The organism is Candidatus Omnitrophota bacterium, assembly GCA_028699255.1.
In the GTDB taxonomy this organism is placed as follows: domain Bacteria; phylum Omnitrophota; class Gorgyraeia; order 2-01-FULL-45-10; family 2-01-FULL-45-10; genus FEN-1322.
On sequence record JAQVUX010000001.1, the window covers coordinates 117,260 to 143,765 of the forward strand.

Annotated in this window: 30 protein-coding genes; 1 reads left to right on the forward strand and 29 read right to left on the reverse strand. The window is 49.8% G+C overall.

Features of this window, described 5'->3' with window-relative positions; all coding sequences use genetic code 11:
* Window positions 1-20 precede the first annotated feature (20 nt).
* The 11 genes from carB to PHS46_00645 are packed head-to-tail and all read right to left on the reverse strand — an operon-like array spanning window position 21 to window position 10,310.
* Window positions 21-1,685, reverse strand: coding sequence for a carbamoyl-phosphate synthase large subunit (gene carB, locus PHS46_00595; protein MDD3905011.1), 1,665 nt, complete (start codon window positions 1,683-1,685; stop codon window positions 21-23).
* Between the two features lie 13 nt (window positions 1,686-1,698).
* Window positions 1,699-2,781, reverse strand: coding sequence for a glutamine-hydrolyzing carbamoyl-phosphate synthase small subunit (carA, locus tag PHS46_00600; GenBank protein MDD3905012.1), 1,083 nt, complete (start codon window positions 2,779-2,781; stop codon window positions 1,699-1,701).
* Window positions 2,782-2,831: 50 nt separating this feature from the next.
* Complete coding sequence (locus PHS46_00605) at window positions 2,832-3,050, reverse strand: DUF167 domain-containing protein (GenBank protein ID MDD3905013.1); 219 nt, start codon at window positions 3,048-3,050, stop codon at window positions 2,832-2,834.
* Window positions 3,047-4,438 (reverse strand): TrpB-like pyridoxal phosphate-dependent enzyme, encoded by a 1,392-nt coding sequence (locus PHS46_00610; protein MDD3905014.1) that lies wholly within the window; start codon window positions 4,436-4,438, stop codon window positions 3,047-3,049. Before PHS46_00610 ends, PHS46_00605 begins: the two co-directional genes overlap by 4 nt.
* Window positions 4,439-4,452: 14 nt before the next feature.
* Entirely contained in the window at window positions 4,453-5,871 is a 1,419-nt protein-coding gene (locus tag PHS46_00615) for a glycosyltransferase (GenBank protein MDD3905015.1), read from the reverse strand.
* A gap of 3 nt (window positions 5,872-5,874) precedes the next feature.
* Window positions 5,875-7,038, reverse strand: coding sequence for a HEAT repeat domain-containing protein (locus PHS46_00620; protein MDD3905016.1), 1,164 nt, complete (start codon window positions 7,036-7,038; stop codon window positions 5,875-5,877).
* A 16-nt stretch (window positions 7,039-7,054) separates the two neighbouring features.
* A complete protein-coding gene (locus PHS46_00625) occupies window positions 7,055-7,864 on the reverse strand; it encodes a hypothetical protein (GenBank protein MDD3905017.1) in 810 nt (269 codons plus the stop codon).
* A gap of 53 nt (window positions 7,865-7,917) precedes the next feature.
* Window positions 7,918-8,304 carry a response regulator gene (locus tag PHS46_00630; GenBank protein ID MDD3905018.1) on the reverse strand — a complete coding sequence of 129 codons (387 nt, stop codon included), beginning with the start codon at window positions 8,302-8,304 and terminating at the stop codon, window positions 7,918-7,920.
* An 11-nt stretch (window positions 8,305-8,315) separates the two neighbouring features.
* Complete coding sequence (locus tag PHS46_00635; protein MDD3905019.1) at window positions 8,316-8,732, reverse strand: hypothetical protein; 417 nt, start codon at window positions 8,730-8,732, stop codon at window positions 8,316-8,318.
* Window positions 8,722-9,201, reverse strand: a complete 480-nt coding sequence (locus tag PHS46_00640) for a ferritin family protein (protein ID MDD3905020.1) — start codon at window positions 9,199-9,201, stop codon at window positions 8,722-8,724. The genes PHS46_00635 and PHS46_00640 overlap by 11 nt, the downstream gene beginning before the upstream one ends.
* A 17-nt stretch (window positions 9,202-9,218) precedes the next feature.
* Window positions 9,219-10,310, reverse strand: coding sequence for an ATP-dependent 6-phosphofructokinase (locus PHS46_00645; GenBank protein MDD3905021.1), 1,092 nt, complete (start codon window positions 10,308-10,310; stop codon window positions 9,219-9,221).
* A gap of 80 nt (window positions 10,311-10,390) precedes the next feature.
* Between PHS46_00645 and PHS46_00650 the strand changes: the two genes are divergently transcribed.
* Window positions 10,391-12,265 carry a DEAD/DEAH box helicase gene (locus PHS46_00650; GenBank protein ID MDD3905022.1) on the forward strand — a complete coding sequence of 625 codons (1,875 nt, stop codon included), beginning with the start codon at window positions 10,391-10,393 and terminating at the stop codon, window positions 12,263-12,265.
* On the opposite strand, the gene PHS46_00655 is transcribed toward PHS46_00650, so the two are convergent.
* The 18 genes from PHS46_00655 to PHS46_00740 form a co-directional block, all read right to left on the reverse strand.
* Window positions 12,262-13,527 (reverse strand): radical SAM protein, encoded by a 1,266-nt coding sequence (locus PHS46_00655; GenBank protein ID MDD3905023.1) that lies wholly within the window; start codon window positions 13,525-13,527, stop codon window positions 12,262-12,264. The genes PHS46_00650 and PHS46_00655 overlap by 4 nt on opposite strands.
* A 73-nt stretch (window positions 13,528-13,600) precedes the next feature.
* Complete coding sequence (locus PHS46_00660) at window positions 13,601-15,388, reverse strand: YgiQ family radical SAM protein (protein MDD3905024.1); 1,788 nt, start codon at window positions 15,386-15,388, stop codon at window positions 13,601-13,603.
* Window positions 15,385-16,122 (reverse strand): HAD family phosphatase, encoded by a 738-nt coding sequence (locus tag PHS46_00665; GenBank protein ID MDD3905025.1) that lies wholly within the window; start codon window positions 16,120-16,122, stop codon window positions 15,385-15,387. The genes PHS46_00660 and PHS46_00665 overlap by 4 nt, the downstream gene beginning before the upstream one ends.
* Window positions 16,119-16,556, reverse strand: a complete 438-nt coding sequence (locus tag PHS46_00670) for a DUF296 domain-containing protein (protein MDD3905026.1) — start codon at window positions 16,554-16,556, stop codon at window positions 16,119-16,121. Before PHS46_00670 ends, PHS46_00665 begins: the two co-directional genes overlap by 4 nt.
* A gap of 136 nt (window positions 16,557-16,692) precedes the next feature.
* Window positions 16,693-16,962, reverse strand: coding sequence for a hypothetical protein (locus PHS46_00675; protein ID MDD3905027.1), 270 nt, complete (start codon window positions 16,960-16,962; stop codon window positions 16,693-16,695).
* Window positions 16,963-16,965: 3 nt separating this feature from the next.
* A complete protein-coding gene (gene atpD / locus PHS46_00680) occupies window positions 16,966-18,375 on the reverse strand; it encodes a F0F1 ATP synthase subunit beta (protein MDD3905028.1) in 1,410 nt (469 codons plus the stop codon).
* Between the two features lie 4 nt (window positions 18,376-18,379).
* Entirely contained in the window at window positions 18,380-19,231 is an 852-nt protein-coding gene (atpG, locus tag PHS46_00685; protein ID MDD3905029.1) for an ATP synthase F1 subunit gamma, read from the reverse strand.
* On the reverse strand, window positions 19,228-20,748 hold the full coding sequence (atpA, locus tag PHS46_00690) for a F0F1 ATP synthase subunit alpha (protein MDD3905030.1): 1,521 nt from the start codon (window positions 20,746-20,748) through the stop codon (window positions 19,228-19,230). The genes atpG and atpA overlap by 4 nt, the downstream gene beginning before the upstream one ends.
* The gene (atpH, locus tag PHS46_00695) at window positions 20,738-21,319 is read right to left on the reverse strand and encodes an ATP synthase F1 subunit delta (protein ID MDD3905031.1); all 582 of its coding nucleotides are present in this window, start codon (window positions 21,317-21,319) and stop codon (window positions 20,738-20,740) included. Before atpH ends, atpA begins: the two co-directional genes overlap by 11 nt.
* Window positions 21,320-21,814, reverse strand: coding sequence for a F0F1 ATP synthase subunit B (atpF, locus tag PHS46_00700; GenBank protein ID MDD3905032.1), 495 nt, complete (start codon window positions 21,812-21,814; stop codon window positions 21,320-21,322).
* Window positions 21,815-21,875: 61 nt separating this feature from the next.
* Window positions 21,876-22,106 carry an ATP synthase F0 subunit C gene (locus PHS46_00705; GenBank protein ID MDD3905033.1) on the reverse strand — a complete coding sequence of 77 codons (231 nt, stop codon included), beginning with the start codon at window positions 22,104-22,106 and terminating at the stop codon, window positions 21,876-21,878.
* Between the two features lie 20 nt (window positions 22,107-22,126).
* Window positions 22,127-22,891 (reverse strand): F0F1 ATP synthase subunit A, encoded by a 765-nt coding sequence (gene atpB / locus PHS46_00710; GenBank protein ID MDD3905034.1) that lies wholly within the window; start codon window positions 22,889-22,891, stop codon window positions 22,127-22,129.
* Entirely contained in the window at window positions 22,873-23,217 is a 345-nt protein-coding gene (locus tag PHS46_00715) for a hypothetical protein (GenBank protein MDD3905035.1), read from the reverse strand. Before PHS46_00715 ends, atpB begins: the two co-directional genes overlap by 19 nt.
* A complete protein-coding gene (locus PHS46_00720) occupies window positions 23,217-23,447 on the reverse strand; it encodes a hypothetical protein (GenBank protein MDD3905036.1) in 231 nt (76 codons plus the stop codon). The genes PHS46_00715 and PHS46_00720 overlap by 1 nt, the downstream gene beginning before the upstream one ends.
* Before the next feature lie 53 nt (window positions 23,448-23,500).
* Entirely contained in the window at window positions 23,501-24,007 is a 507-nt protein-coding gene (locus PHS46_00725) for a hydrogenase 3 maturation endopeptidase HyCI (GenBank protein MDD3905037.1), read from the reverse strand.
* Window positions 23,976-24,353, reverse strand: a complete 378-nt coding sequence (locus tag PHS46_00730) for a 4Fe-4S binding protein (protein ID MDD3905038.1) — start codon at window positions 24,351-24,353, stop codon at window positions 23,976-23,978. The genes PHS46_00725 and PHS46_00730 overlap by 32 nt, the downstream gene beginning before the upstream one ends.
* Complete coding sequence (locus PHS46_00735) at window positions 24,350-25,285, reverse strand: NADH-quinone oxidoreductase subunit H (protein ID MDD3905039.1); 936 nt, start codon at window positions 25,283-25,285, stop codon at window positions 24,350-24,352. The genes PHS46_00730 and PHS46_00735 overlap by 4 nt, the downstream gene beginning before the upstream one ends.
* Window positions 25,282-26,505 (reverse strand): nickel-dependent hydrogenase large subunit, encoded by a 1,224-nt coding sequence (locus PHS46_00740; GenBank protein ID MDD3905040.1) that lies wholly within the window; start codon window positions 26,503-26,505, stop codon window positions 25,282-25,284. The genes PHS46_00735 and PHS46_00740 overlap by 4 nt, the downstream gene beginning before the upstream one ends.
* Window position 26,506: the final 1 nt, after the last annotated feature.

The window sequence follows — 26,506 nt, forward strand, 5'->3', positions numbered from 1 at the left end:
TTTTCCTTTTAGTGAATATTTTACCGTCGATCATATGTCGAGTAGTAATACGGGGTATGCGCCCGGAACTCGGCCGCGCAAGTATCGACCAATTTAAAGTCGGGCGATATTTTTTTTGCCCGGCGCAGAGCGGCCACCTTCTCTTCCCGGCTGTTTGTGAGATCCGCCAGCTGTTTATCGCTGAAACCGTACTGTTTTGCTTTCAAAAGAAGATCATCGCTCAGATTGCCGGCGGCGGCTATTTTCCGCTCTAAAGCCACTATCTCTTTGATATTGCACAGAAACCATCTGTCGATCTTGGTCAGTTCGTATATTTTATCGATATCAACGCCGGCCCTTATCGCGTCGGCAACATAAAAAATACGTTCGGCATTAGGAAGCCGCATTTTTTTATACAAAAGCTCCATCGTTTCCGAATCCGCCGCGGCGTCTTTAATGGAATTTTTAAAAAGAATGCTCTCAAGTCCGGATTTTTTTATCTCAAGCGATCGCAGGCCTTTTTGAAGGGCCTCTTTGAATGTGCGCCCGATGGACATCGCTTCTCCGACGGACTTCATCGCGATTGTAAGCGTAGGATCCGCCGCGGGGAACTTTTCGAACGTGAATCTGGGTATCTTTACCACGCAATAGTCGATGGACGGCTCGAAGCAGGCCGGCGTCTCTTTTGTGATATCATTGGGTATCTCGTCGAGGGTGTAGCCTACCGCGAGCTTGGCGGCTATCTTGGCTATCGGGAAGCCGGTCGCTTTCGAAGCGAGAGCCGAGCTACGGGAGACCCTCGGATTCATCTCTATGACGACCATGCGGCCTGTGTCCGGATGTACGGCAAATTGCACATTAGAGCCGCCCGTCTGTACCCCGATCTCGCGGATACAAGCGACTGCGGCGTCACGCATGATCTGGTACTCCCTGTCCGTCAATGTCTGGGCGGGGGCTACCGTTATGCTGTCGCCTGTATGAACGCCCATAGGATCGACATTTTCGATAGAGCAGATGATGACGACATTATCTTTCGTATCCCGCATGACCTCTAATTCGAATTCTTTCCAGCCTATCACCGATTCCTCGATGAGTATCTCGCTTATCATGCTCGATTCGAGCCCGGTTTTGGCGAGCTCGGAAAAATCCTCAACGTTATACGCGATACTGCCGCCGGTGCCGCCCAGTGTAAAACTCGGACGGATTATAGCCGGGAACCCTATGTGTTTTACCACCGCATGCGCCTCTTTAAGATTATACGCCCTGCCGCTCTTCGGAAGATCCAGCCCTATCTTTTGCATTGCCATCTTGAAGAGCTGGCGGTCTTCCGCTTTTTTTATCGACTTTATGTTCGCGCCTATCGTCTCAACTTTGTACTTGCGCAGTATGCCTTTTTCCGCCAGGCCGACAGCCGTATTGAGCGCCGTCTGCCCGCCGAGAGTCGGCAATAGCGCGTCCGGCCGTTCCTTCTCGATTATCTTTGCTACGACATCTACCGTTATCGGCTCGATGTACGTCTTGTCAGCTATCTCGGGATCGGTCATGATGGTGGCCGGATTCGAATTCACCAGGACAACCTTATATCCTTCCTGCCTTAAAACTTTACATGCCTGGGAACCGGAATAGTCGAATTCGCAGGCCTGGCCTATGACTATCGGCCCGGAGCCTATTATAAGTATCTTTTTTATATCTTTTCGTTTGGGCATGAGGATTATTCCATTATCGCTTATATTTTTTCATCATATCTGTAAACTTATTGAAGAGATATTCCGTGTCGTGCGGTCCGGGCGCGGCTTCAGGATGGAACTGCACGGAAAATGCCGGTAGTTTTTTGTGGCGCATACCCTCGAGCGTCTCGTCGTTTAAGTTTACATGCGTCAATTCGACATCTTTTTTGCTCAGCGTATCTATATCTACGCAGAAACCGTGGTTCTGGACGCTTATCGCGACCTTTCCCGTCTTGAGATCCTTTACCGGCTGGTTGCCGCCGTGATGGCCGAACTTCAGCTTGAACGTTTTGCCTCCAAGCGCCTGCCCGAGTATCTGGTGGCCCAGGCATATTCCGAATATGGGCACCTTACCCAATAATTCCTGCGCTGTTTTGACTATATACGGCAGTGCGGCCGGGTCTCCCGGGCCATTGGAAAGCAATACCCCGTCCGGCTTTAACTCGAGTATCTCTCTGTAGGCAGTCTTTGCGGGAACGACTATTACCCGGCAGTTATTCTTCGCAAGTTCGCGCAGAGAATTGAATTTTACTCCGCAATCCAGCACTACGACCTTATATTTGCCGCTGTTGTTCCATTCGTATTTTTTGGGGCAAGCCACGTTTTTTATCAGATCGACGCCTAATAATCCGGGAGAGTTTTTCGCTTTGTGTACCAGGCTCTCACCGTCGGTATCTACGGTAGAGATCACGGCCTTCATGGCGCCCGCCTGTCTTATGTGTAAAGTGAGCGAGCGGGTATCGATGCCTTCGATGCCGGGTATACCGCTTTCTTTTAGATAATCACCGAGGGATCTTTTGGCGCGCCAATTACTGAAGGTTTTACTGTATTCTTTTACTATAAATCCTTCGGCAAAAATAGCGGAGGATTCGACGTCTTCATCATTTACGCCGTAGTTGCCGATCAAAGGATTCGTCATTGCGACGATCTGCCCCTTATACGAAGGGTCTGTGAGTATCTCCTGGTAGCCGGTCATGCTGGTATTAAACACGACCTCACCGAACTTTTCACCGTCTGCTCCAAAGGATTCGCCGGTGAATATATTTCCGTCTTCTAACGCAAGTATAGCTTTCATATTGCCTAATTATATACTTTTGAGATGCAAAGTCAATCTTAAAGGCTCGGTCAAATAATTTCCACTACCTTATCCCGGCTCTTCAATCCCATTTTTATCACTATTCTGCTTTTTGGCAAGTCAAAATAATCGCTCAAACATTTAACAACAGCTTCGTTTGCCCTTCCTTCGAGAGCTTTTTCTTTTACGCGCACAGTATATTTATTATCGCCCGCAAGCTCTACAATGGCCTTTTTGGAATTTGGCTTGACCCTTACCGATATTTTCACCACTTCCCCGACTTTTGTTTTTTTGCCTTCGGCAGTTCCTTTATTGCGTCGAGCGATTCGCAAAGATCCTCTTCGGAGAGGTGCAGTTCCTTAAGGTGGCCTGACATATATTTATCGTATCCGGTAAGATCGAGAAGGCCGTGTCCGCTGTAGCTGAAAAGTATGGTCTTCTCTTTGCCTTCCGCCTTCGCCTTCTTCGCCTCATCTATGACGCATGCGATCGCGTGGCTCGTTTCGGGAGCGCATATCGATCCTTCCGTTCTCGCCCATGTAAGCGCCGCTTCGTAACACTTCACCTGATCGTATGAACGCGGTGTGGCAAGCCCTTCGACTATGCACTGGCTTACTAAAGGCGCCATGCCGTGGTAGCGAAGGCCGCCGGCGTGTATCGGCGGCGGTATGAACTTGTGTCCGAGAGTGTACATCGGTAAAAGCGGCGTCATACGGGCGACGTCGCCGAAGTCGTACGTGAACGGCCCGCGTGTCATCTTTGGGCAGGTCGTCGACTCGACGGGATACACCTCTATCTTTTCGCCGTTAATTTTATCGTGTATAAAAGGAAACGCTATCCCCGCGAAATTACTTCCGCCTCCGGCACAGCCGATAATTATATCCGGCTTTTTTACCCCGGCCAGCTTGAGCTGTTTCTTCGCCTCCAGGCCTATCACCGTCTGGTGGAGCAGTACGTGGTTCAACACGCTTCCCAATGTGTAACGCGTCTTGCCGGTTTTATCGGACACAGCCTCTTCTATCGCCTCGCTTATGGCTATACCGAGCGATCCGGGAGTGTCGGGCAATCTCTTCAATATATCTCTACCGGCGTTCGTTTCATTGCTGGGGCTTGCTACACACTTGCCGCCCCAGACCTGCATCATCGTCTTCCTGAAAGGCTTCTGGTCGAAGCTTATTCTGACCATGAAGATCTTGCATTCCAATCCTAATAGATTTGACGCGAACGCAAGCGCGGACCCCCATTGTCCGGCGCCGGTCTCGGTCGTTAGTTTCTTTATGCCGAACTCTTTATTGTACCAGACCTGCGCTACGGCCGAATTTGGTTTGTGACTGCCGGCCGGGCTTACGCTTTCGTCTTTGCAATATATCCGCGCGGGTGTTTTCAGGAACTTTTCGAGCCTTGTCGCGCGGATAAGCGGCGTAGGCCGCCAGATGCGCAACAACTCCCGGACTTCTTCCGGGATATCGATCCAGCGCTCGCGGCTCATCTCCTGCTCGATAAGGTTGACCGGGAATACGGGCGCGAGCATCTCGGGGGTTATCGGATTACCATCGGGGCCTATGGGCGGCTGCATCGGGGTGGGCAGATCGGCGGCTATGTTGTACCACTGCTTCGGCATATCATCTTCATGCAGGAAAAACTTTTTAGTTTGCATATATCCTTCCTCGGCTAAACTATTGCCCGTTTCTCTCTCTTATACTGGTCAAATGTTTTTTTATTGCGCAAAAAATCGATCGTCCCGGTTACTTTTGATATGGAAATTATCCATTTATACCAAAACATTTCGGTAAACGCCAGAAAAATCATATAAAGGACGTAGTTAAGTTTGAATACTTTCTGGCTACGTATGAACGTAAATAGAGATGCGAGCGAAATAAATGTCTGCGCCGCCGCCGATAGCAGGAAGAATGCCAGAAATATCTTTACGTCAAGGATTCCGGACAGGCAACCCCATGCGATCAATAAAATACTTACGACCTCCAGAAATACTCCTAATACCTCGTAAAGCAGATAGTACGGCATAGTGATAAGCCCGAAACCCCGGAAGCGCGGGTTGAAAAGCATATATTTGTATCCCCAGACTGTTTCATCTATTACCCTCTGCCATCGGCCGCGTTGAGATAGCAACGACTTTATATTTGCCGGGCCTTCCGTCCAGCTTACATAATAAGGTAACATGATTATTTTATAATCTTTATCTCTGTTCTTAACTATATAATCATGTGCCCGGAACGTTATCTCTATGTCTTCGCAGGTGTAGTCTGTAGAATATCCGCCCATATCGTAAAGGACATCTCTGCGCCATATGCCGAATCCGCCCGGGACATTTGGCATGGCGTTGAACGCGCTCCAGGCTATACGGTTACCGAAGAATGAACGAACGTACTCGAGGTTCTGATATGCAAGGAGCGGGTTTAGGGAAAAACTCCGTTTTTCTATTATGCCGTCTTTGATCTTAAAGCCGTTGGAAAGGCCGAAGTAACTGCCTATTCCTATGACGCGCTCAGGATCCTTCTCAACGTATGCCATGACTTTCAGGAGCGAGTCGCGCTCGAGGACGGTATCAGCGTCGATGACACAAACGTATTTATGACGTGCCATATTCAGCCCGGCGTTAACCGCGCCCGCTTTTTTCAGTCCCTCCGTTTTGCTTATTACCGTAACATTCGGGTGTTTGGCGCTCTTTAGTATTTCTATGACTTTCCCGTCCTTAAAATGCTTCAGATAAGGGGTTTCGACGGGCTGGAGGCTCAATATCTCGTCGAGTATAGCCATCGTCCTGTCGGTGGATTTATCGTCCACGACCACTACTTCAAACTCAGGGTAATTAAGGTTAAGTATAGATAGAAAGGCGTCGCGGATCCACTCTTCCTCGTTCCTCGCGGGGATAATTATGGAGACAGGCAGAGTAAATGAAGAGAAGTATGTTAATGGATAATCTTCCGCTTCCGCTTCCCACCTCTTCCGCCTTTCTTCGATAAATCCTACTATAGCGAGGAACATGTAGTACGCGATAAGGATGACGAAATATATAAAGAAGGCGACCGATATCGCGTATATTGTTTTTGGCATCAATGCGTTTGTCATATTTTACCGCCGCCCTTTTCTGAATCTATTCTCTATTTGGCCTGCCACGGCAGGGTCAAAGCTTCTTAACGAACCGATGACTTCGCTGTGCAGGCCGGGGTCATCGCTTTCCATGAGCGCGCTCTCCATCGCTTCTATGCAGATCTTTTTCCCAAAATCATCTTTACCCTCGAATATCTTTTTTATGTGCGGCATGGCCGCGCGGATATGCTCTTTCATCGCGTCCCTAACGCTTTCGAGGACAAAGAGCGACCCGTCATTTATCGAGTTTATTATAATAGAGATCGACCTGTCGGCCAGTATTGCGGATAGCGCTTTGACGGAGTGCATCCGGACAAGCCACGCGTCATCGGATAGACATTTTATCAGCGCCGGCTCTGAAGCCTTGTCACCTATCGCCCCGAGACACTCGCAGGCGGCGGCGCGCACATCGTCCGAGGTATCGTCGAGTAACTTCTCGATCTGCTTGCGGTACTTTGCGGGTTTAAGTTTAGCCAGAAGTTTTAATATCCAGAATCTGAGGTTGGGATCTTTTTCGCCGGTCATCTCTATCGCCGCGTCAGACGCATCCCCGGCGGGAAAAGTTTCGAGTAGCGAGACCACCTTGCGCCTTATAAGGCGATCCTTTTTTAGCAGGTCGAGTAATATCCCGGCCGAGGCCTTTGTTTTAATGCGCCCCAGCGCCATGGCTGAAAAATACCGCGTATCGGTATCCGTGCTCAAGAGCGCGTTCTTGATTATTTTTTCCGCGCCTTCCGTGCCGAGGTGCCCGAGCGCTATTATCGCCTCGATCCGGCGCCACTTGTTACCGGAGCGCATCGCCGTTTTTTCGATCACACCCACGGACTTAGAGGCTATGAGGCACTTCTTGAATAATTCCTGCTCCGACCGGTTAAAGAATACCGCTTCGCGGCGTCTATTGCCTTCGATATCGAGAAGCTGTTGGACGGTGGACCTGCCGGCCATGTTGAAGCAGGCCATGTCGCTTTTACCTGAAAGGGTGAACTTGTAAAGGTTATTTTTTATTTCGATAAGATTTTTATCCCGCACGCGGTCAGCGTATTCTTTCAACCTTATGTATGCGAGTATTATCACGGCCAGGATAATGGACGCAATAAATAATCCTATATCTATCTTTAAAATTATATCCGGATGATAATTATACATGACTCCACTGATAGATTTAAAATTTTGCCATCACGCCGTAATGTACGCCGTGTTTCTGGAACTTCGGGGCTTCCGTGCCGTAAGTATAACCGACCCGGGCCGTAATACCTTTATATACGTTAAGAGTTGCGCCGCCGAAAAGAATAAAACCCGATTCTTTATTGGACTTGCGCGGGAATATATCGTAAAGCCGCTCTCCAAAGGCGACGCCGCCATAAAGGCTGAGGGATTCTGTTATTTTAAAATTACCGCGGATGTTGCCGAAGCTGGCATTGTCCCTGCCTTCGATATATGATACGCCGCAGGTTGCGCCTATGTAATTATCGCCGAAATAATAGATGAGTGACGGGTAGGCCAGATGCGTATTCCCGGATTTGCGGTAAGAGCGGTAATTGTAGCCCATCTGCCAGAAGAGTGTCTTGTAAAGCTTGTGTCCGTATTCGATGATATTCTGGAAATCGTAGATATAGTCGACATCCCAACCGAACCCCGGCTCGAAATGTATGTATGAGTTCTCCAGGCTTATATAGGCGCCGAAATTCGCCGTATAGTCGTCATTCCCCATGCGGTCGAGCTGTGATATGGAAAAGTATCCCTGAATATTCTTATGAGTATATCCGAAGGTATGCGTTATTTCACTCCACCGGCCGGTTCTATTCCCCTGTATGATAACGCTGGGCTCGTAGAAGCAGTCGAAATACCAGGAGTCTTTCTTGGCTATAATGTCTTCGGCTATAACGGGCGATGGTGTTATTTTACGAAGCACCCTCTCCATGTCGGCCTGTTCGGCCGCAAATACTTCATGCGGGCGTATCGGAAAAAGCATGACCGCCGCAAGAAGTAAAAACACTGTTTTGTTTTGAAGAGGCGTCTTAATGTTTATTTCCCTTTAAAATCCTCTGATATTCCGATAGCCGCTGTTATATTCTGTATCTCTTTCTGCAGATCGTTCGTCTTTACAATGAAACCTGACGCGTTGAATTTATTCGCTACCCTGAACCTCTCTTCATTTGAGAAGGCGGTAATTATGAATACGGGGATCTTCGTATCATCCTTTCGTATCTTTTTTAAAATATCGAGCCCGTCCATGCCGGGCATTAATATATCGAGAAGAACGGCCGCCGGTTTCTCTTTCTTGAATTTTTCGAGGGCGTCATTACCGTCGCGCGCGGTGACTACCGCGTAATTATTCGCCTCGAGCCGCAGTTTTAACATCTCAAGAAAATCTACCTCGTCATCCACTATCAAAACCTTCTTCTTTGCCATGGACTTCCTCCTTAAGGTTTTTTAACTTCCGCGCCCGGCCTGGCAGTATCTATCATCCCGGCCAGACGATCTACGTTATTCTTCGCAGTGGTCAATATCCGTGCCTGGTCTTCGTTTATCGGACCAGGTATTTTGTCGAGCACCAGATTGATGCTCTCCTTTGTAATGGCAAGCGGCGTCTTCAGGTCATGCGCGACCGTACCTATATATTTTTTAACCACTTCGGAGATCAACTTGAGGAATAATACAAATATGGCCGGACACGCCAATAGAATTATAATAACGCCGGTAATAATATATTCCGCCATTGGCGGTAACTGAAAAACATCGGAAATAGTTTTAGAACAGATGCCTGCCGTAATTATCGCTATGGCAATTATCAGGAATATCGCGCCTGCAATGCGCGCCGGGATCTTATTATTTTTCATATTTTGTTTTAAGTTCGCTTAGATAGACGAGGTGCTTCTTCTCTTCTTCGATCAACTGCCCGACCTTCTCTTTGTGATACGGCGTCATGTATCGGAGAAGTTCGTTAAAAAATAGTATGGCGTCTTTCTCGAAAACTATCCCGCATAGTATCGCCTCGATGGGGTTGTGTATATTCTTCACGAACCATTCTTTAGAGACCTGGGCATACAAAATGTCATCGACGGTTGCCCTGACATACGCGGCGAATTCGCCAGCGAATGATTCGGTCGCCTCCGATTCTTCTAAAGTGGCGCGTATCTCGGAGAATTTCGCTATATGCTCCCCTTCCCAGTCTTTTAGTTTCGAGAAGAGGTCTTTCATGTCCTGTTCTTTGAATTGCTCCGCTGTGTAGGCGTAAAAATCGCGGCGCTTCCGTTCTTTTTCGATTCCCATGTCGATCGCTTCAGCCGCGTTAAATATATTTGCCATTCACTAATCCTCTCGTATCAGGCTTTATCCCCGAAAGATGTGTCGAGCGATCTTGCCGATTTAATCAAAGGACTATCCTTTGGGACAGTCCGGATGCCTTTAGCGGCTTCTTTGAGCGAAACCATCGCTACTTTCCCGTCCAGTATCCCGGGCATAAATCCGAACTTCCGGGCGCGTATCAGATCCACGGCACCTGTACCTAAGCGTGTGGCGAGAACTCTATCGAAAGGCGTAGGCGAGCCGCCGCGCAAAAGATGGCCCATGACCACTGTGCGGGTCTCTATCCCGGCTGTTTTTTCGATCTGTTGCCCCAGGACGAAGCCTATCCCGCCCAAGCGTATCGGGTCGGGACTATCTTTTACGATACGCTGGATCGCGACCTCGCCGCCGCGCGGCTTGGCGCCTTCCGCCACGACTACGATACTGCATTTCTTGCCGCTCTTATATCTTGTGCGAACCTTGCCGGCTATAGCATCGATGGTATAAGGTATCTCGGGTATCAATATTATGTCGCCGCCGCCTGCTATTCCTGAATGCAATGCGACCCATCCGGCGTTATGCCCCATAACCTCGACTATCATAACGCGATGGTGCGACTGCGCGGTAGTATGAAGACGGTCTATTCCCTCGGTGGCCACCCACACCGCGGTATCGAAACCGAAAGTCAATTCAGTTCCCATTATGTCATTGTCAATAGTCTTTGGCACGCCTATTATCGGCGCGCCGTCTTTGAATAGCTTATGCGCGATCCCCAGAGTACCGTCGCCACCGATACATACGAGGCAATCGAGCTCCATCTTTTCTAAATTGTCGAGCGCCTGTCGCGACATATCTTTAAATACGAGTTTATTGCCCTGCCGTATCGCGTAACGATAAGGGTTCGCTTTCTTGGATGCGCCGAGTATCGTCCCGCCCATCGTCAATATGCCGGAGAGATCGCCGATATGCAGTTGCCGATATCGATTTTCGATGAGTCCTTCATAGCCGTCCTCGATGCCGATGATGTCAGCGTCATCCTCGAGCATTGCCTTCCTGCCCACTGCTCTTATGACCGCGTTGATGCCCGGGCAATCGCCACCGCCGGATAATATCCCTATTCTCTTACGCATGAGACCTTCCTTTTGTTAGTAATATTACAATTATACATTTAATATTGGATAATGCAAGGGTTTCGGATATAATAATTCCAATGATATACGACAGGTTTCAAAACGAAGCAATCGAGCATATAAACGCGGGCCATTCGGTAATAGTCTCGGCGCCTACAGGCGCCGGTAAAACGGCTATAGCCGAGCATGTCATCGAGACATGCATCGAGACCGGCAAGGGCGTAATATATACCGCGCCGATAAAAGCGCTCTCGAACCAGAAGTTCCGCGACTTCCAGGCAAAATACGGCGACATGATAGGCATACTGACCGGCGACGTCTCCCTGAACGCCGAAGCGCCCGTCCTGATAATGACGACCGAAATATTCCGCAATAAAGTTCTCGACGCGCCCGATAGTTTAAAGAAATATTCCTGGATAATATTCGACGAGGTCCACTATATCGACAATCCGGAGCGCGGCACCGTCTGGGAGGAGTCGCTGATATTCCTGCCCACCCACATGAATATCCTCTGCCTGTCGGCGACGATACCGAACATAAGACAGTTCGCCGACTGGGTTGGTTCGATCCATAAAAAAGAGATAAAGGTTGTTATCGAAAATACGCGGCCTGTCCCATTACACTTTTTCTTCCAGTGCCACGACAAGATATCCGACAATCTCAATAATCTAAAAACTCTGCGCAGTTATAAACAGAACCGGACACATTCGCTCATAAAATACATCGAGGAGAAGAACGGGTTACCGTGCATATATTTCGTCTTCGGCCGCAAACGCGCCGAATACTTAGCCTCGGAACTTTACGACTGCCATTTCCTCGATAAGAAGCAGTCGGCAGAGATACTCGCCCTCTACGAGAACCTCTGCGAGAGGTTCGACTTAACTTGCGAAAAGAGCGCGCTCGACATGCGGCCTCTCATCGAACGCGGCGTGGGCTTCCATCACGCTGGCATGCTCCCCACCCTGAAAGAAGTCATAGAGCGTTTATTTACCAGCAGGCTTTTGAAGGTAATATTCACCACCGAGACATTCGCGCTCGGGATAAATATGCCGAGCAGGTCGGTCGTATTCGATGAGCTTATGAAATTTTACGGAAGCTACACCCGCCCGCTCAAGACCCGCGATTTTTATCAGATGGCCGGCCGCGCCGGAAGGCGCGGAATCGATACGGAGGGCTTTGTCTATAGCCGTATAAACTTTAACAGGGTGCGATTCGAAGAAGTGAAGCGTACCATCTACGGTAGCCCGGAGAACGTCAATAGCCAGTTCAACGCCTCGTACGCGACGATGCTCAATCTTTATTCCCGTTACAAAGACGAGCTTTTTAATATCTACCCGATGTCCCTGCATTACTTCCAGACCAAAGCAAATGAACAGCGGATAGCGCGGCGTATGATGGAATCTAAACTGAACCTTCTTAAAGAACTCGAACATATTTCCGGAGGAAAGCTCACGCCGAAAGGTGAGTTCGCGAAAGCGGTGTATGGATATGAGCTTCTGTTGGCGGAGCTTTACGACGACGGCGTATTCGAGAATCTCGACGAAATAGGACTCGCCATACTCGCCGTATCTACGGTCTTCGAGCCGCGCAAAGGGCAGGTGGTCATCGGGTTATCGAAACCCAGTCAATATCTTAAGGCGATCTCGACGAGCATGCACGAAAAACTCGTGAAGAAGGAATCGCGCGCAGGCATACACCCCTACTGCAAGGCGCCGCACTTTAACCTGGCGAAGGCGATGGAAGGCTGGATGCACGGGATGAAGTTCGAAAAGATACTCGACCTTACCGATACCGACGAGGGCGAGGTCATACGCTATTTCAGAATGGCGATACAGATACTGCGCGAGATAAGCGACGCTCCTATCTCCCCCATCTTGGCCGGAAAGATAAAAACGACCGTCCGCACGATAAACCGCGGTATCATCGACGCGGAGAAGCAGTTAAGGGAAGGTTAGGCGCAAGCGATTTTTTTCGGATTGAAATATCCCATTCGAAGTTTCGGAAATCTTCTTCTAAGATACACCATCTCTTCCGCAATACCTGCAAATTCTGACATATCCGGTGGCTGTATACCCAGTAACTTAAAATACAACACAGGATCGTAATTCAAATTTCTCCACTGGATCATATCTATGCCGCGTTTTGCTATCAGGCGCTCCAACGCCGCAACTTCGCTCCGAAGATCCGTAAACCCCGGCAATGTCAGATAGTTTATCGACACAAAGCCGCCACGTGATTTAGCGCAGGCTATCGACTTCATAACGTCTTTGAATGAATACCCCCGCGGCCGGTAATATTTTAAATAGTAATCTTCCCGGGCGCTATTCAGGCTCACGCGTATCGTATTGAGGCCGGCGTCGAATAATCGCGACACAACTTCGGGCTTACTACCGTTTGTATTCAGGTTTATAATTCCGCGATGTGTTTTGCTTCTTATGAGCTTTATCGACTCTTCTATTAGTTTCGCCTGGAGAAGCGGCTCCCCTTCACAGCCCTGTCCGAAACTTACTATAGGATCTTTTGCTTTAGCGATGTGGTAAAGAGCGATGCCGGCGACTTCGTCGGGCTTTGGTACGAATTTTATCCGCGGTTGACTGCATCCTATCTTCCCCGCCTGATAAGAGATGCATCCTGCGCAGGACGCGTTGCATAATGGCGATACGGGAAGCGGCGCTTCATAACGTGAAAGAAAAAAGTTTTGCGCGTTGGGACATCCGTAAACAGTGGCGCATTGGGCGAGATGGCTTATGAGGCGGTTTCCGGGGAATAGTTTTCCGAAAAGTTTTATATTTTTCCTCACCCGGGAGATATCAATAAGCGTAGAGTCATGCCGCTTGTCCGTATCCACCTTTATCGCCGCGACGTAGATATTGCCTTTGTAGAACGCCGCCGCTCCATAGGAAAATAGCGGTAGAGGCTTAGGACTACCGTGTTCGACAAAAGAAACGCTGTGAGTGAGCGTGTGCCCGGGCGCGGCAAACGCCGCCACGGCCTGAGCGTCCGGCAGTGTCGTGAAACAATTTGCTCTGCGATCGAATCCTACGGGCCTTCTGTCGGGTAACGCGAAGAGCTGGCTCCCTGCGGGTATCTTTATCAAGGAGCCTCCGTCTATTGTTTCAAATCGCCCCGCTTTCATGCCGCACGCCTCAAGATCGGGATGTGTGAATATCTTTCCCTTTCGGTCAGCGATAAGAAGTCGGGGTGTATTATTTTTCATATTAATTCTTTACCTGTCGACCTCGGAGGTCGCTTTTAAGCGACCTCCGAGGTCATTCGGTTACCTTTATTCATTACCGTATCTTTTTCGACAAAAATTTCCCGATCAAATCCATCCTGCCCAATTTTCGCAGAGCTTCGATGACGTAGCGCCTGTTGTCAGGGTTATTATACTGGATAAGCGCCCGGTGCAATTTTCGTTCGCGCAAACCTTTTGCCACATATATGTCTTCACCCGTCATGGGGTTCTTTTCAGTGTAATACATCGCACCCGACATCGTCATAGGAAGCGGCACGAAATCCTGTATCTGCTCGGGATGTATGTACATCTTCATCATGTGAAGCGAAAGTTCGAGCGCGTCGGCGAGCGTACAACCCGGATGGCCGCTGATTATATAGTTTACTATAAATTGTTTTTTGCCCGCCTCGCGATCCGCGGCATGAAATTTTTCCAGGAATCTCTCGTAAATATCGAAAGATGGCTTGTTCATAAGCTTAAGAATACGCTCCTCGGTGTGTTCGGGGGCTACTTTAAGCCGTCCGCTTATATGGTGACGGCACAACTCCCGCAGGTATCCGATAGCCTTATCGTCCGCCAAAAGGTCATAACGCAGGCCGCTTCCTATAAACAGGTGCTTTACTTTCGGTAATTGACGGATATTTCTCCACATCCGCACCGTCGAGTCGTAGTCGATCCTGAAGTTTTTACATTTTTCAGGCGTGAGGCACTGCTTTGCCTTGCAGGCGCCCCTGGTACCCCATTCTTTGCAATCGGCGAGAAACATATTGGCCGTTGGCCCGCCTATATCGGTGATAGTTCCTTTAAAATCGGAGCGCTCGCTCAAAGACTTAGCCTCTTTTATTATCGACTCGGGCTTGCGCGATTGCACGATCCTGCCCTGATGCAGGTAAAGTGAGCAGAAACTGCACCCGCCGGAACATCCGCGATGCGATGCGATGGAAAAACGCACCGTTTCAAAGCCCGGCACGCCGCCCTCTTTATTGTATTCGGGATGCCACTGCCTCGCGTAATTCAAAAGATATATCCGGTCGAGCTCGTCGGCGGTAAAGGGCAACGCAGGAGGCAACTGTATCACGAATCTGCCGTCGTGAGGCTGGACGATTGTCTGCCCCCTCCGCGGGTCGGCTTCGAGATATATCGTTTTAAACGCCTCATTGAATTTATTTTTACTCTTCGAGACATCTTCGAAGTTCGGGATTATGACGTGGCCGCCGATACCGTCTAAATTCGAGCGGGCGATGACAGTGCCTCTTATATCATCAAAATTTTTAATATCCGCGCCCTCTTTCAGGCGGCCGGCTATCTCGGTTATCGGTTTCTCCCCCATGCCGTACACAAGAATATCCGCTTTGGAGTCGAGCAGGATCGATTTGCGCACCTTGTCCGACCAGTAGTCGTAATGCGCCAGCCGCCGTAGGCTCGCCTCGACGCCGCCTATGACTACCGGGACTCCGGGGAAAGCCTCTTTTATGCGGTTCGTATAAATTATCGTCGCCCTGTCGGGGCGAAGGCCTGTCTTCCCGCCGGGCGAATATTCGTCTTCGCGCCGCAGATTCCTATTGGCGGTATAGTTGGCGAGCATCGAATCGAGATTGCCGGCGGTTACGCCGAAGAAGAGCCTGGGCCGTCCAAGGGTTTTAAAATCATCGAGCTTCTTCCAGTTTGGCTGAGGAATGATGCCGACTCTGTATCCGGCATCCTCAAGGACGCGCCCTATCACCGCCGCGCCGAAAGACGGGTGATCCACATAGGCATCGCCCGTAACAATGATGATATCGAGTGAATCCCATCCGCGTGAGCGCACTTCATCCAGAGTTATGGGTAAAAATTTATTGTTCATAATGTATTATTGTTCGAGCGAGCGAACGAAGTGAGCGAGTCGAGAACTTCTCGACTCGGCCTGCCGCCTTCGGCGTCAGGCCTCGCTCGAAGAATATAGCAGATTTGTCTGTAAACTTCCCTGAAGTCCCTGGTCCTGCAATTATAATCCGATATCTTCGATAGTTCCCTGCATGAGGAGTTAAACGCGATCGAATAGCCGCATATCTTCGCGAGCGGTATGTCGCCCTCGCTATCGCCGACACATATTACTTCATGCGGCTTGACGCGGAAGCGCCGGAAGAGACTTTTAAGTATCTTGTGCTTCGCGCCATGGGCGATATTTATTTTAACTCCACCCGTCAGAATACCACGGCGGGAGATGAGACGATTAGACAACGCATAGTCGAATTTCAGTTCCTTCATTATACGTTCGGGCATGAATTGCAGGCCAGTCGATATGGCGACGAGTTTAAGGCCCGCCTTCTTCATGCGTCGAATACAGGATGTGGCGTTCTTGGAATAACTAACTTTGTCAAAAATCCTGCGTATCCTCTCCTCCTGCATCCCCTTCCAATGCGCGGCGTCAAGTTCACAGAATCTGCGGTAGCTTATCTTGCCCGCGAAGAACTTCTCCTGATACTGGAACGCGCGCTTCTCCCATAACCCCAGTTTTTCGTGTATGTAGCGCCACGAGCTTATATGGGTCGTTATCGTCCCGTCGATGTCGAGTATAATGAGCTTGTATTTCATCATAATATTTTTAGCAGGTTCAACCCAGCTTTTGGGTCGATCTCTTTGGTAGCGTTTACACCTTTCAATTCAAATACAATCGCTTCGACCACAAGAAATACTTTGGATTTTTTGCGGACACAACCTGTAAGGGTTTTGAGTTTCTTGCCCATTGACGTATGGACGTGTATCTGCGGGCCGGACCGGTTCGCGAATATCGTTCCGATGCCCATAACCTCCCAGGCGTCTTTGAACGCAACCCAGTTCGGTTCGGGCGGTATGACCGGTTTTTTCGGGCCGGTTACGATATCTCCTTTTTTGAACGCGCCCAGGAATACAAACGAGGCGGCTTTAAGTTTTTCTTTTCTGGCAAACTTGTCGAGTTCATCGATGAGGACGTCGTCGTCTTTGAACTTAAGTAAAAATACCCTGCCTATCTTACCGGTAGTATATTCCATGGCGCTCCTTTATCTTAATCTGTAATTGCGAGCGAAGCGAAGCAACCCCCTTGCGGGGAGGCTTCGCGCTCTGTTTTTAGATTGCTTCGTCGGCGCTTTCAGCGCCTTCTCGCAATGACGCTGTATGACTTAATTTTCAAGCGGGTTGCTCGAGCGAGTCTATCATTAGCGTGGCGCGGTTATCGGAGAATTCGAGAAAGCCGCGGCCGACTGAGGTCATCTCCGACTCTTTCCCGAATGAGTCGCGCAGGCGTATTTTACCGGGCGCAAGCCGCGCGATGATCGGCGCATGATGCGCCAGTATTCCCATGTAGCCAAGCTCCGCGGGAATAGTAAGCGCCGAGACGTCGCCCTCAAAAACGCTTTTTGCCGGCAGAACTATGCTCAAACGGAAGAGCGCGGCCATTAGCTACGCATCCCCTTTTAATATCTTTTCACCCTTTTCCATCGCCTCTTCGATCGTACCAACCATGAAGAATGCCTGCTCAGGCATATGATCGAGGGAGCCGGCCAGTATCATCTTGAACCCGCGTATCGTGTCGGAGAGTTTTACATATTTGCCTTTAATGCCGGTGAATTGCTCGGCGACAAAGAACGGTTGAGAGAGGAACCGCTGTATCTTGCGGGCCCGGGCGACGATGAGCTTATCCTCGTCGGAGAGCTCATCTATTCCTAAGATCGCGATGATGTCGCGCAGATCCTTATATCTCTGCAGTACCTTCTGGACGCCGATGGCGGTATTGTAGTGTTCTTCGCCCAGTATCTTCGGTTCCATTATGCGCGAGGTCGAGTCGAGGGGGTCGACGGCAGGATATATGCCGAGCTCCGATATCTGACGCGACAGGACCATCTTGGCATCGAGGTGCTGGAATGTCGTAGCCGGAGCCGGATCTGTTATATCGTCGGCGGGAACATAGATCGCCTGGACGCTCGTTATCGAGCCGCGTTTCGTCGAGACTATGCGTTCCTGCAACTGCGCCATCTCGGTACCGAGTGACGGCTGATAGCCGACCGCGGACGGCATCCTGCCGAGTAGCGTCGAGACCTCCGAGCCTGCCTGCACGAACCTGAATATATTGTCGATGAAGAGTAGTACGTCCATCCCCTGCTCATCCCTGAAATACTCCGCCATCGTAAGCGCCGAGAGTCCGACGCGGAATCGGGCGCCCGGAGACTCGTTCATCTCGCCAAATACAAGAGCCGTCTTCTTTATAACGCCAGATTCCGTCAGTTCAAGATAAAGCTCGTTACCTTCCCTCGTCCTCTCGCCCACACCGCCGAATACCGATACACCGCCGTGTTCCGCGGCTATGGTGCGTATGAGCTCCATAACTATAACCGTCTTGCCTACACCGGCGCCGCCGAATAGCCCGATTTTACCACCTTTCGGATACGGCGCAAGAAGGTCTATAACCTTTAAGCCCGTTTCGAGCATCGTATTAACAGGAACCTGCTCTTCGAATGAAGGCGGATTCTTGTGTATCGATGTCCGTTTCTTGGGATCGCTTACAGGGCCTTTTCCGTCGATTGGCTCGCCCAGAAGGTTGAATATGCGTCCCAGAGTTTGTTCGCCTACCGGTACGCTTATCGGCGAACCGAGGTCGGTCGCTTTCATTCCTCTGACCAAGCCGTCCGTAACCCCGAGCGCCATGCACCGGGCGGTGTTATTACCTATCAATTGCTCGACCTCCAGCATGAGATCGATATTATGTTCTTTATCTAATATCTTTATCGCGTTGAGTATCTCCGGCACCTCACCCTCAGGGAATCTGATATCGACTACCGGGCCTATTACCTGTAATATTTTACCGTCTGCCATTTTTTTAACCTCTCAGTGCCTCTGCGGACATAGCGATCTCCAGAACCTCTTTTGTGATCGCGAACTGCCTCGCCTTGTTTTTTTGGAGCGTCAATGTATCTATGAGCTCGTCGGCATTATCAGTGGCCAGCTTCATCGCCAGCATACGCGCCGAGTGCTCCGATGTAAGCGCGTCCAAAAGAATTGCCCGTACCTTGGCGGAAAGATATCTTGCTATAAGATCTTCCAGTATCTCTTTTTTACCGGGCTCCAGTAAATAAAATTTTCGCTTCGCCTCATCCCGCGTTATAGCTAAAAATTTTTCTACTGTCGGCTTATGGCGCAGGTTGGGGCTGAATCGCGTATAGGTTATGAATATCTCATCGGCCTCATGCGTTAAAAACGAGCTTGTAAGCGTAGTGGTCATATCCAGGGCTATCTCTTCCGAGAACCTTCCGCGAATGCCGATGTAAGGATGCGCTATGCGGTATCCTTCCTTTTTAAAATGCACGAAGGCTTCTTTACCGACGGGTATTATAACGACTCGCTCTTTTCCGCATTTATCGGCAAATTCCTTGGCGGCGCGCAAAATATTATTGTTATAGGTACTGCACAGGCCCGTATCGGAAGCTATAACCATCAGAGCTATCGCGCGTTTTTCTTTGCGCTCCTCTAACAACGGATGTTCGGGTGCAGTATCGGAGATAAAATTAAATAGCGTTCGCTCCAGGTTCGAAAGATATGGCCTGCCCGAAAAGAAAGCGCCTTTAACTTTATTCAGCTTCGCCGCCGACACCATCTCCATCGCGCGGGTTATTTTACGCGTATTCTCTATCGACTTTATCCTGTTCTTTAGCTGACGGAAACCTTGTATCATATTTTATACGTCTGTTTAAACTCCGACTTAAATGCCGCTATGGCTGTGTTGAGCCGTGTTTTTATAGAATCATCGAGAGTACCCTTAGCCTCTATCTCGATCTCTATCTCGGGATAATTCTTGTCCATGTAAGCATAAAACTCCGCCTCGAACTTCAGCATACTTGCGATCGGCAGATCGTCGAGGTAGCCGTTTGTTCCGGTGTAAATTATCATTACCTGCTTGGCCATCGGAAGCGGTGAGTATTGAGGTTGTTTCAGTATCTCGACCATGCGCTCGCCGCGCGTAAGCTGTGCCTGCGTCGCCTTATCCAGCTCGGTTCCGAACTGCGTGAATGTAACAAGCTCCCTGTACTGCGCCAAGTCTATCCTGAGGCGGCCGGCTACCTGCTTCATCGCCTTTGTCTGGGCTTTGCCGCCAACCCTCGATACCGAAAGGCCTACATTGATTGCCGGACGGACGCCTGCATAGAAAAGATCGCTCTCCAGATATATCTGCCCGTCAGTGATAGAGATGAGGTTAGTTGGTATGTATCCAGTAAGATCTCCCGCCTGCGTTTCTATAATAGGTATGGCCGTTATAGATCCGCCGCCGAGCTTGTCTGTCAATTTTGCGGAACGCTCAAGAAGGCGCGAATGCAGATAAAATATGTCGCCCGGATAAGCTTCCCTGCCGGGCGGCCTGCGCAGAAGAAGCGACAACTGCCGGTATGCCTGGGCGTGTTTGGAAAGATCGTCGTAGACCACATATACGTCCTTGCCGCTATACATGAACTCCTCGGCTATGGCGCATCCAGAATAAGGTGCGATATATTGCAACGACGCGGCGGCGCGCGAAGAAGCGCTCACTATGACCGTGTATTCTTTGGCGCCGTATTTTTCCAGGGTTTCGCTTATGGCGACGATATTCGACATTTTTTGCCCGATAGCCACATAGATGCAATATACGCCTTTGCCTTTTTGATTTATAATGGTATCGACCGCTATGGCGGTTTTGCCCGTCTGCCTGTCGGCTATGACGAGCTCGCGCTGTCCCCGGCCTATCGGTATCATGGAATCGACGGCTTTTATGCCTGTCTGGAGCGGTGTATTAACCGGCTGGCGATCTACTATCCCCGGCGCCGGGCTTTCTATCGGCCTGTGTTTATTCGTAGCGACGGGGCCTTTCCCGTCGATAGGCTCGCCGAGCGCATTTACAACCCTGCCGAGAAGCGCCGAACCGACCGGCACTTGTACTATCTTACCCGTTCGCTTTACCGTGTCTCCTTCGCGTATCGCCTTTTCGGAGCCCAATATAACAATACCAACTTTATCTTCTTCGAGGTTTAAAACCATCCCCATGATATTGCCCGGGAATTGGACGAGCTCGCCCACCATCGCGTCATCCAGCCCGTATACCAGCGCTATCCCGTCGCCTATCTGCAGGACGGTGCCGACCGATTCTACACGCAAGCGGGTCTTGTACTTATCGAGTTCTTTTTTTATAATCGCGGTTACTTCTTCAGGTCTAAGCGCCATAAGCCTCCCCTAAATTGTCATGGGCAGGCACCACTTTCATCGCCAGTAGTTTTGCCCTCATATCCTCAAGCCGTCTTTTTATCGAGCCGTCAATCAGCATATTTCCGATTTTTAAGTAAATACCGCCCAATATATCAGGGTCGAGTTCTATATACATGTGTAATTTTTTATGCATCTTCTCTTCTACGACGGTTTTTATCTGACGTATCATATCTGTTTCGAGAGGATAGCTGACCTTAAGCAGTGCATCAACTTCTATGCCGTGCGAATAAGTCCTCCGCACATAGTTGGCTATAAAGCCGAATTTATCGAACCGGCTCTTTTCTAAAAGAAGCCTCAGGAAATAACCAATCTCCCCGGAAAGGCCGTTTCTCGTTACGTTTTCCAAAAGCTGAAATTTTTCGTTCCGATCGATCCCTGGCGTCAGCAGGAATCTTTCGAGGTCGGGATTCGCGGCGAGTAATCTATTGACGATCTCCATGTCCTCCACGCCCTTTTTTACACCGCACCCGTCTTTTGCGAATGCAAGAAACGCGTCGCCGTATCTTTTTGCCAGTATGTCGCCGTCCACTTAACGCTTCTCCATCTGTTTTATGAATGTCTCAACTATCCGCTTGTCGTCCTCAACGGTCAATTTCTCCTGTATAACCTTCGCGGCGATGTCAACGGTGATATTCACGATCTTGTCTTTTAACATTTCCTCCGCCTTCGCGGTCTCGGCTTTGATCGACTCTTTCGCCTTAGCCAGTATCGCCTCACCCTCTTCCCTGGCGTCCACGCGTATCTTTTCGGCCGCTTTCCGGCCCTCTTCTATGGCCGCGTTTATCCGCAACCTTGCTTCGGCCTCGATAGAGAATATCCTTGTCTCGTAATCGCGCTTCATCCTATCGGCCGCGGCCTTCACCTCGTCGATAGTTTTAAGTTCGGAGGCGATGCGTTCTTTGCGATCGTCAAGCGTTTTAAGAAATGGCTTCCACGCGAAACGTTTCATCAAAAAAAGCAGGATGAGAAACGTTATTATCTGCGCGACAAGTTCATTTGCGCTTAATAGTTTGAGTAATTCCATAAAAACCCTTCAACCTACGCGGTAACCTACGCGGTTACCGCGTAGGTTGAATCCGGTCAGGTTAGATCTTTCCGGATAATCCGAATACGAAGACGAGCGCGTAGATGGTCAGCGCTTCAATGAACGCGCATCCAACCGCCATATTTATAAGTATCTTCGTAGCGGCTTCCGGCTGTCTGCCGGTGGCATCCATCGCCGCGGCAACCGCCTTGCCCAAACCGAACGCGGATCCGAACGCGGCTATACCCAGCCCAAGCGGGAGCCCTAATGAAAGCATCGTTTTATAATCCATCACTACCTCCTCCTTATTAGTTATGCGTGACTTGCCTCATCATCATGCGCAAGCAGCAGTGTAAAATATACGGTCGTAAGCAGGCAGAACACGAGTGTCTGCACAACCGAGACCACGATCGCCATCAGCGAATTGAACAATAAAAGCGGTAATCCTTTTAAACCAAACCCCGCGAATACGGCCAGAAGCATATCGTCCCCCCAGATATTGCTCCGGAGACGAAGCGACAGGCTTATCGGCTTCACAAGCTCGGAGACGACGTGCAGGACAAACATCATGATCGGTATAAATACCGAAAACGCTATTATCCCCCTGGGCCTGCCGAGAGCGTGGTCGATATACCCCCAGAAACCGAGCTCCTTAAATCCGACATACTGGACGTAACAGAATACGCATATCGCAAGCGCAAGTGTCGTCGACCAGCTTGTAGACGGCGACTTCATGAAAGGCACAAGGCCTACAAGGTTCATGCAAAGTATGTATATAAAGAGCGTGCCGATAAAAGGAACATATTCCCGGCCGTTTTTGCCGATGATGCCGCAGACAAAATCATCAACGCCTCCGACGAACATCTCGAAAAAACCCTGCAGTCGGCCGGGCACCGTCGAGCGCTTCCTTGATGCCGCATAAGCCGTAAAAGTCAACGCGGCTATTATTATTATCGAAAATATAACGTTTTCCCAGACAATCAGATAATGCGCGAAACCGGTTTCTTTGAACGCCTCGGCGGCAATCGTTACTATATTCGGAAGTTCCGGGGTTTTCGTTACGCCTGCTTCAACCATAATTTAAATATACCTACCGTTGCCAGGACTATCGTTAATCCGGTTAATAATCCGGCTACCGGAAATGCCCTGGAGTTCAAAATCATAAACCCTATCAAATAAAGAACCGGGAATTTTACAAGTATGAGCGCCGTAAGCCTTGCCGGGTCTTTTTTCAGGACGCTTATCTTCATTATGCTCACCGTGAAAATAAGATTTGCCGCCGACCACGCGGCGCCGATCACCATTCCGAGCGCCCACATCATCCTGCCCGTCGCTAAGAGCGCTATCGCGCCGACCGTTACCACAAACGCGCTGATCTTTACGGATCTGGCAATGTCCTCCACTATTTTTCTTCTTCCTCCGTCTTCAGCGCAAGCCTCACCACCCTGACCGTCTCCCTGACGCCTACGACAAATCCCAAAGTAACGCAAATGGCCGCGGTGTAATTTGGAAAATGGAATTTTTTCACCAGGAAATCGGCAAGAAAATAACCTCCAAGCGGCCCGGCGGCCATCATCACAGGGATGAACGACATCAATCCACCTATTTTAATCCACTTATGCACTTTTGTCAATCTCTCGACGCGCCTCCATTTTTAGTTATTGCTTGCTCGAGATTGATCCTGAGCTATGCCGAAGGGTCAATTTTCATCGCCTTAACTATTGCCAACGCCACCTCTTTGGAGGCGCTCACAACGCTTTTCGTTGGACTCTTGCCGAATTCTATCGAGGCCGGCTGTATGCCTATAAGAACAGGGTCGCATTTAAATGACTTCAGGAAGTACTGCATTAATACTTTGGCAGGCATCTTGTGAGTAGAAAATGACACGCCATCGCCGATGTCGAGCGGACTCAATACCACTATAGTACCGGGTTTATCTTTGAAATCCACGCTATCGACTAAGAGTATGTGGGATGGGCCGTATCTTTTTATATCGCCTGTGAGGTTTTCGGGAGCGGTAGCGCCTATGAATATTTTAAACCGGCGGGCATTTTTCTTTAGAAGTTTTTTTACGTTATCCGCGATGAGCAAGCCGGCGGCGTCGTCTCCCCGGAATTCGGAGCCTATGGCTAAAAGCGCGATCTTTCCCGCGCCCTTCAATCTATTCTTTAGGTACTTCTCCAGGTTTGGCATCGTATTTTATCTTAAGCTTCTCGCGGTCCAGGGCCGCGAGTTCAAACTCTTTTGTAGACTCAAGCGCCTTCTTCATGCATGAATCGACGCACTGGGCGCAGTAGATGCACTTACCGAGGTCGATATAGCATTCAAACGCTTTGTCGCCTACTTTTACAATCTCGATCGCGCCCGCGGGGCAGTCGCGCATACACATCTTGCAACCGATGCACCGTTCCGGATAAAACTTTAATTTGCCGCGGAATCTGTCCGGCATCGTCGCTTTAACGAACGGATACTTTGTAGTAGCCGGTTTTTTGAATATCGACTTCAATACTTGCCTTAACATCTTCCCCGGCCTGATCATCGGACAACCCCCTTTAGGAGAAGGTCGATGAATAGTTGTAAGAAAGCCAGCGGCGCAAGACACTTCCAGCAAAATCCGATCATTTGGTCTATACGCATACGAGCAAATATTGTCCTAAGAAGTGAAAGCATACAGATTATCGCCATGACCTTCGCGATGAAAAACAGGAAACCGGCTATCGGGTTCGCCCCGAGCCAGAACGGCATATATACGGCCGCCAATAGCGACGAACCGACTATCGCTTCCATGTCGATACCGAGACGGAAAAGCCCTAAGAGTTTCCCGCTGTATTCCGTGAATGTGCCGGCCACGATCTCCGTCTCCGCTTCCGGTATGTCGAACGGCACTTTTTCCAGTTTACCCAAAAGAGATATCATGCATATCGCGAAACCTGGCAAATTCACGAGCCATAACAAGGGATGCGCGGAGTAAAATACCGACATCTCGGCAAGCGACCACGTATTTGCCAGAAGTGCGGGCGCCAGTATGCTCATGAGAAGCGGAACTTCGTACGCGAAAAGCTGGGTCAATGCCCGGACGGCTCCTATCTTGGCGTATAGCGATGTCGAGTACCATCCTCCGAGGAAGAACGTGAGTGTCGGTATGGTCAGAAGATACAGGATGACGATGAGGTCGCCATTGAACGCAAATAGCGGCCGCGCGTTCCATAAAGGTATGTAAAGGAATGCCGTAACTGTGGCGGTCATTGCTAAAAGCGGCATCGTCTTGAATATTGACGGATCCGCTTCCTCCGGTATTATTTCTTCCTTCGACGAAAGTTTTATAAAGTCCGCGAGCGGCTGAAACCATGGCGGGCCTACGCGGTTCTGTAAGCGCGCATAGAGTTTCCTGTCGAAAAATTCCGCCGCCAGTCCGAAAACGGCGAGGAATAGAAAGCCCGGGAATATAAGTATCTGGAATAATCCCATCATTTTAGTAACTTTGTAAGTTTGTTATTCAGGTTCGTAAAATCGACGCCATGCTCCTGATAAAACTTAATGCTGTACTCGTGTAGCTCTTCCCATTTCAAAACGTTTCTTTTGCGTTTGCCAACCTGGCGAATACCCGTGAGCCGGTCCGTGCAGGAGAAACAGGGGTCGATGGCCGCTATAACGATAGGAAGGTCGGCGAGCTGGCGGTTCTCGAGCATCTTCGCGACTGTCTGGATATTGGCAAGCGTCGGCGCCCTGACCTTCACCCTTTCGGGTTTTTCGGTGCCATTGGCCTTGACATAATGCATATCCTCGCCCCTGGGCGCCTCATAACGCGATACCGCTTCGCCCGCCGGTATCTTTCGCGGAGCTTTTACCGTAAGAGGGCCATCCGGCATATTTTTAACCGTCTGGCGGATTATGCTATACGCTTCCATAAGCTCGCCCATGCGGACGAGAGTGCGGCCGTAAACATCGTTGTGATTATCGGTAATAACTTTGAATTTCATATCGGCATACGCGGCGTATGGATCGTCGCGCCTTACGTCCCTATCGACGCCTGACGCCCTGGCGGTAGGTCCTACCGCCCCCAGCTTCAAAGCATCATCGTGGGAAAGAAGCCCAACTCCGGATAGACGCTGAATGAGCGTCGTCTCCTGAGTAGCAACCTGAATATAATATTTCGTGCGCTCCTCCAGTGTATCCATAGCCTTGAGTATGTCCTTGCCCTGCTCCGGGGACATGTCACGCCTGACACCGCCTATCGTGTTTATACCGTAATTTACACGGTTACCTGTAAGCATAGCGAGGATATCCATAACGATTTCCCTGTCGCGCCAGGTGTACATGAGTAGCGTGTCGAACCCGACCTCGTGTCCGGCTACGCCGAGCCATAGAAGATGACTGTGCACCCTCTCAAGCTCACCGACGAGCGTACGAATATACAGCGCCCTCTTTGGTACGGCGATGGCGCCTATCTCCTCGACCGCCTGCACAAAACACGTTGAATGCGAATGAGAACATATCCCGCAGATGCGTTCGGTCAGGTAAACGTCCTGAATATAAGTGCGTTCTTCGCAAGCTTTCTCGATACCGCGGTGATTGTAACCGAGCCTCGCCGAGAACTTCATTATCTTCTCGCCGCTTAACGTTACGCTAAAACTCTCCGGCTCTTTAAGCGCCGGATGCTGTGGTCCTATCGGGATTACGACTTTATGCATG

Coding starts and splice junctions, on each gene's coding strand:
- carB (MDD3905011.1), bottom strand. CDS start 1,685: ATGCCCAAACGAAAAGATATAAAAAAGATACTTATAATAGGCTCCGGG.
- carA (MDD3905012.1), bottom strand. CDS start 2,781: ATGAAAGCTATACTTGCGTTAGAAGACGGAAATATATTCACCGGCGAA.
- PHS46_00610 (MDD3905014.1), bottom strand. CDS start 4,438: ATGCAAACTAAAAAGTTTTTCCTGCATGAAGATGATATGCCGAAGCAG.
- PHS46_00615 (MDD3905015.1), bottom strand. CDS start 5,871: ATGACAAACGCATTGATGCCAAAAACAATATACGCGATATCGGTCGCC.
- PHS46_00620 (MDD3905016.1), bottom strand. CDS start 7,038: ATGTATAATTATCATCCGGATATAATTTTAAAGATAGATATAGGATTA.
- PHS46_00625 (MDD3905017.1), bottom strand. CDS start 7,864: ATGCTTTTTCCGATACGCCCGCATGAAGTATTTGCGGCCGAACAGGCC.
- PHS46_00630 (MDD3905018.1), bottom strand. CDS start 8,304: ATGGCAAAGAAGAAGGTTTTGATAGTGGATGACGAGGTAGATTTTCTT.
- PHS46_00635 (MDD3905019.1), bottom strand. CDS start 8,732: ATGAAAAATAATAAGATCCCGGCGCGCATTGCAGGCGCGATATTCCTG.
- PHS46_00640 (MDD3905020.1), bottom strand. CDS start 9,201: ATGGCAAATATATTTAACGCGGCTGAAGCGATCGACATGGGAATCGAA.
- PHS46_00645 (MDD3905021.1), bottom strand. CDS start 10,310: ATGCGTAAGAGAATAGGGATATTATCCGGCGGTGGCGATTGCCCGGGC.
- PHS46_00650 (MDD3905022.1), top strand. CDS start 10,391: ATGATATACGACAGGTTTCAAAACGAAGCAATCGAGCATATAAACGCG.
- PHS46_00655 (MDD3905023.1), bottom strand. CDS start 13,527: ATGAAAAATAATACACCCCGACTTCTTATCGCTGACCGAAAGGGAAAG.
- PHS46_00660 (MDD3905024.1), bottom strand. CDS start 15,388: ATGAACAATAAATTTTTACCCATAACTCTGGATGAAGTGCGCTCACGC.
- PHS46_00665 (MDD3905025.1), bottom strand. CDS start 16,122: ATGATGAAATACAAGCTCATTATACTCGACATCGACGGGACGATAACG.
- PHS46_00670 (MDD3905026.1), bottom strand. CDS start 16,556: ATGGAATATACTACCGGTAAGATAGGCAGGGTATTTTTACTTAAGTTC.
- PHS46_00675 (MDD3905027.1), bottom strand. CDS start 16,962: ATGGCCGCGCTCTTCCGTTTGAGCATAGTTCTGCCGGCAAAAAGCGTT.
- atpD (MDD3905028.1), bottom strand. CDS start 18,375: ATGGCAGACGGTAAAATATTACAGGTAATAGGCCCGGTAGTCGATATC.
- atpG (MDD3905029.1), bottom strand. CDS start 19,231: ATGATACAAGGTTTCCGTCAGCTAAAGAACAGGATAAAGTCGATAGAG.
- atpA (MDD3905030.1), bottom strand. CDS start 20,748: ATGGCGCTTAGACCTGAAGAAGTAACCGCGATTATAAAAAAAGAACTC.
- atpF (MDD3905032.1), bottom strand. CDS start 21,814: ATGGAATTACTCAAACTATTAAGCGCAAATGAACTTGTCGCGCAGATA.
- PHS46_00705 (MDD3905033.1), bottom strand. CDS start 22,106: ATGGATTATAAAACGATGCTTTCATTAGGGCTCCCGCTTGGGCTGGGT.
- atpB (MDD3905034.1), bottom strand. CDS start 22,891: ATGGTTGAAGCAGGCGTAACGAAAACCCCGGAACTTCCGAATATAGTA.
- PHS46_00725 (MDD3905037.1), bottom strand. CDS start 24,007: ATGCCAAACCTGGAGAAGTACCTAAAGAATAGATTGAAGGGCGCGGGA.
- PHS46_00730 (MDD3905038.1), bottom strand. CDS start 24,353: ATGATCAGGCCGGGGAAGATGTTAAGGCAAGTATTGAAGTCGATATTC.
- PHS46_00735 (MDD3905039.1), bottom strand. CDS start 25,285: ATGATGGGATTATTCCAGATACTTATATTCCCGGGCTTTCTATTCCTC.
- PHS46_00740 (MDD3905040.1), bottom strand. CDS start 26,505: ATGCATAAAGTCGTAATCCCGATAGGACCACAGCATCCGGCGCTTAAA.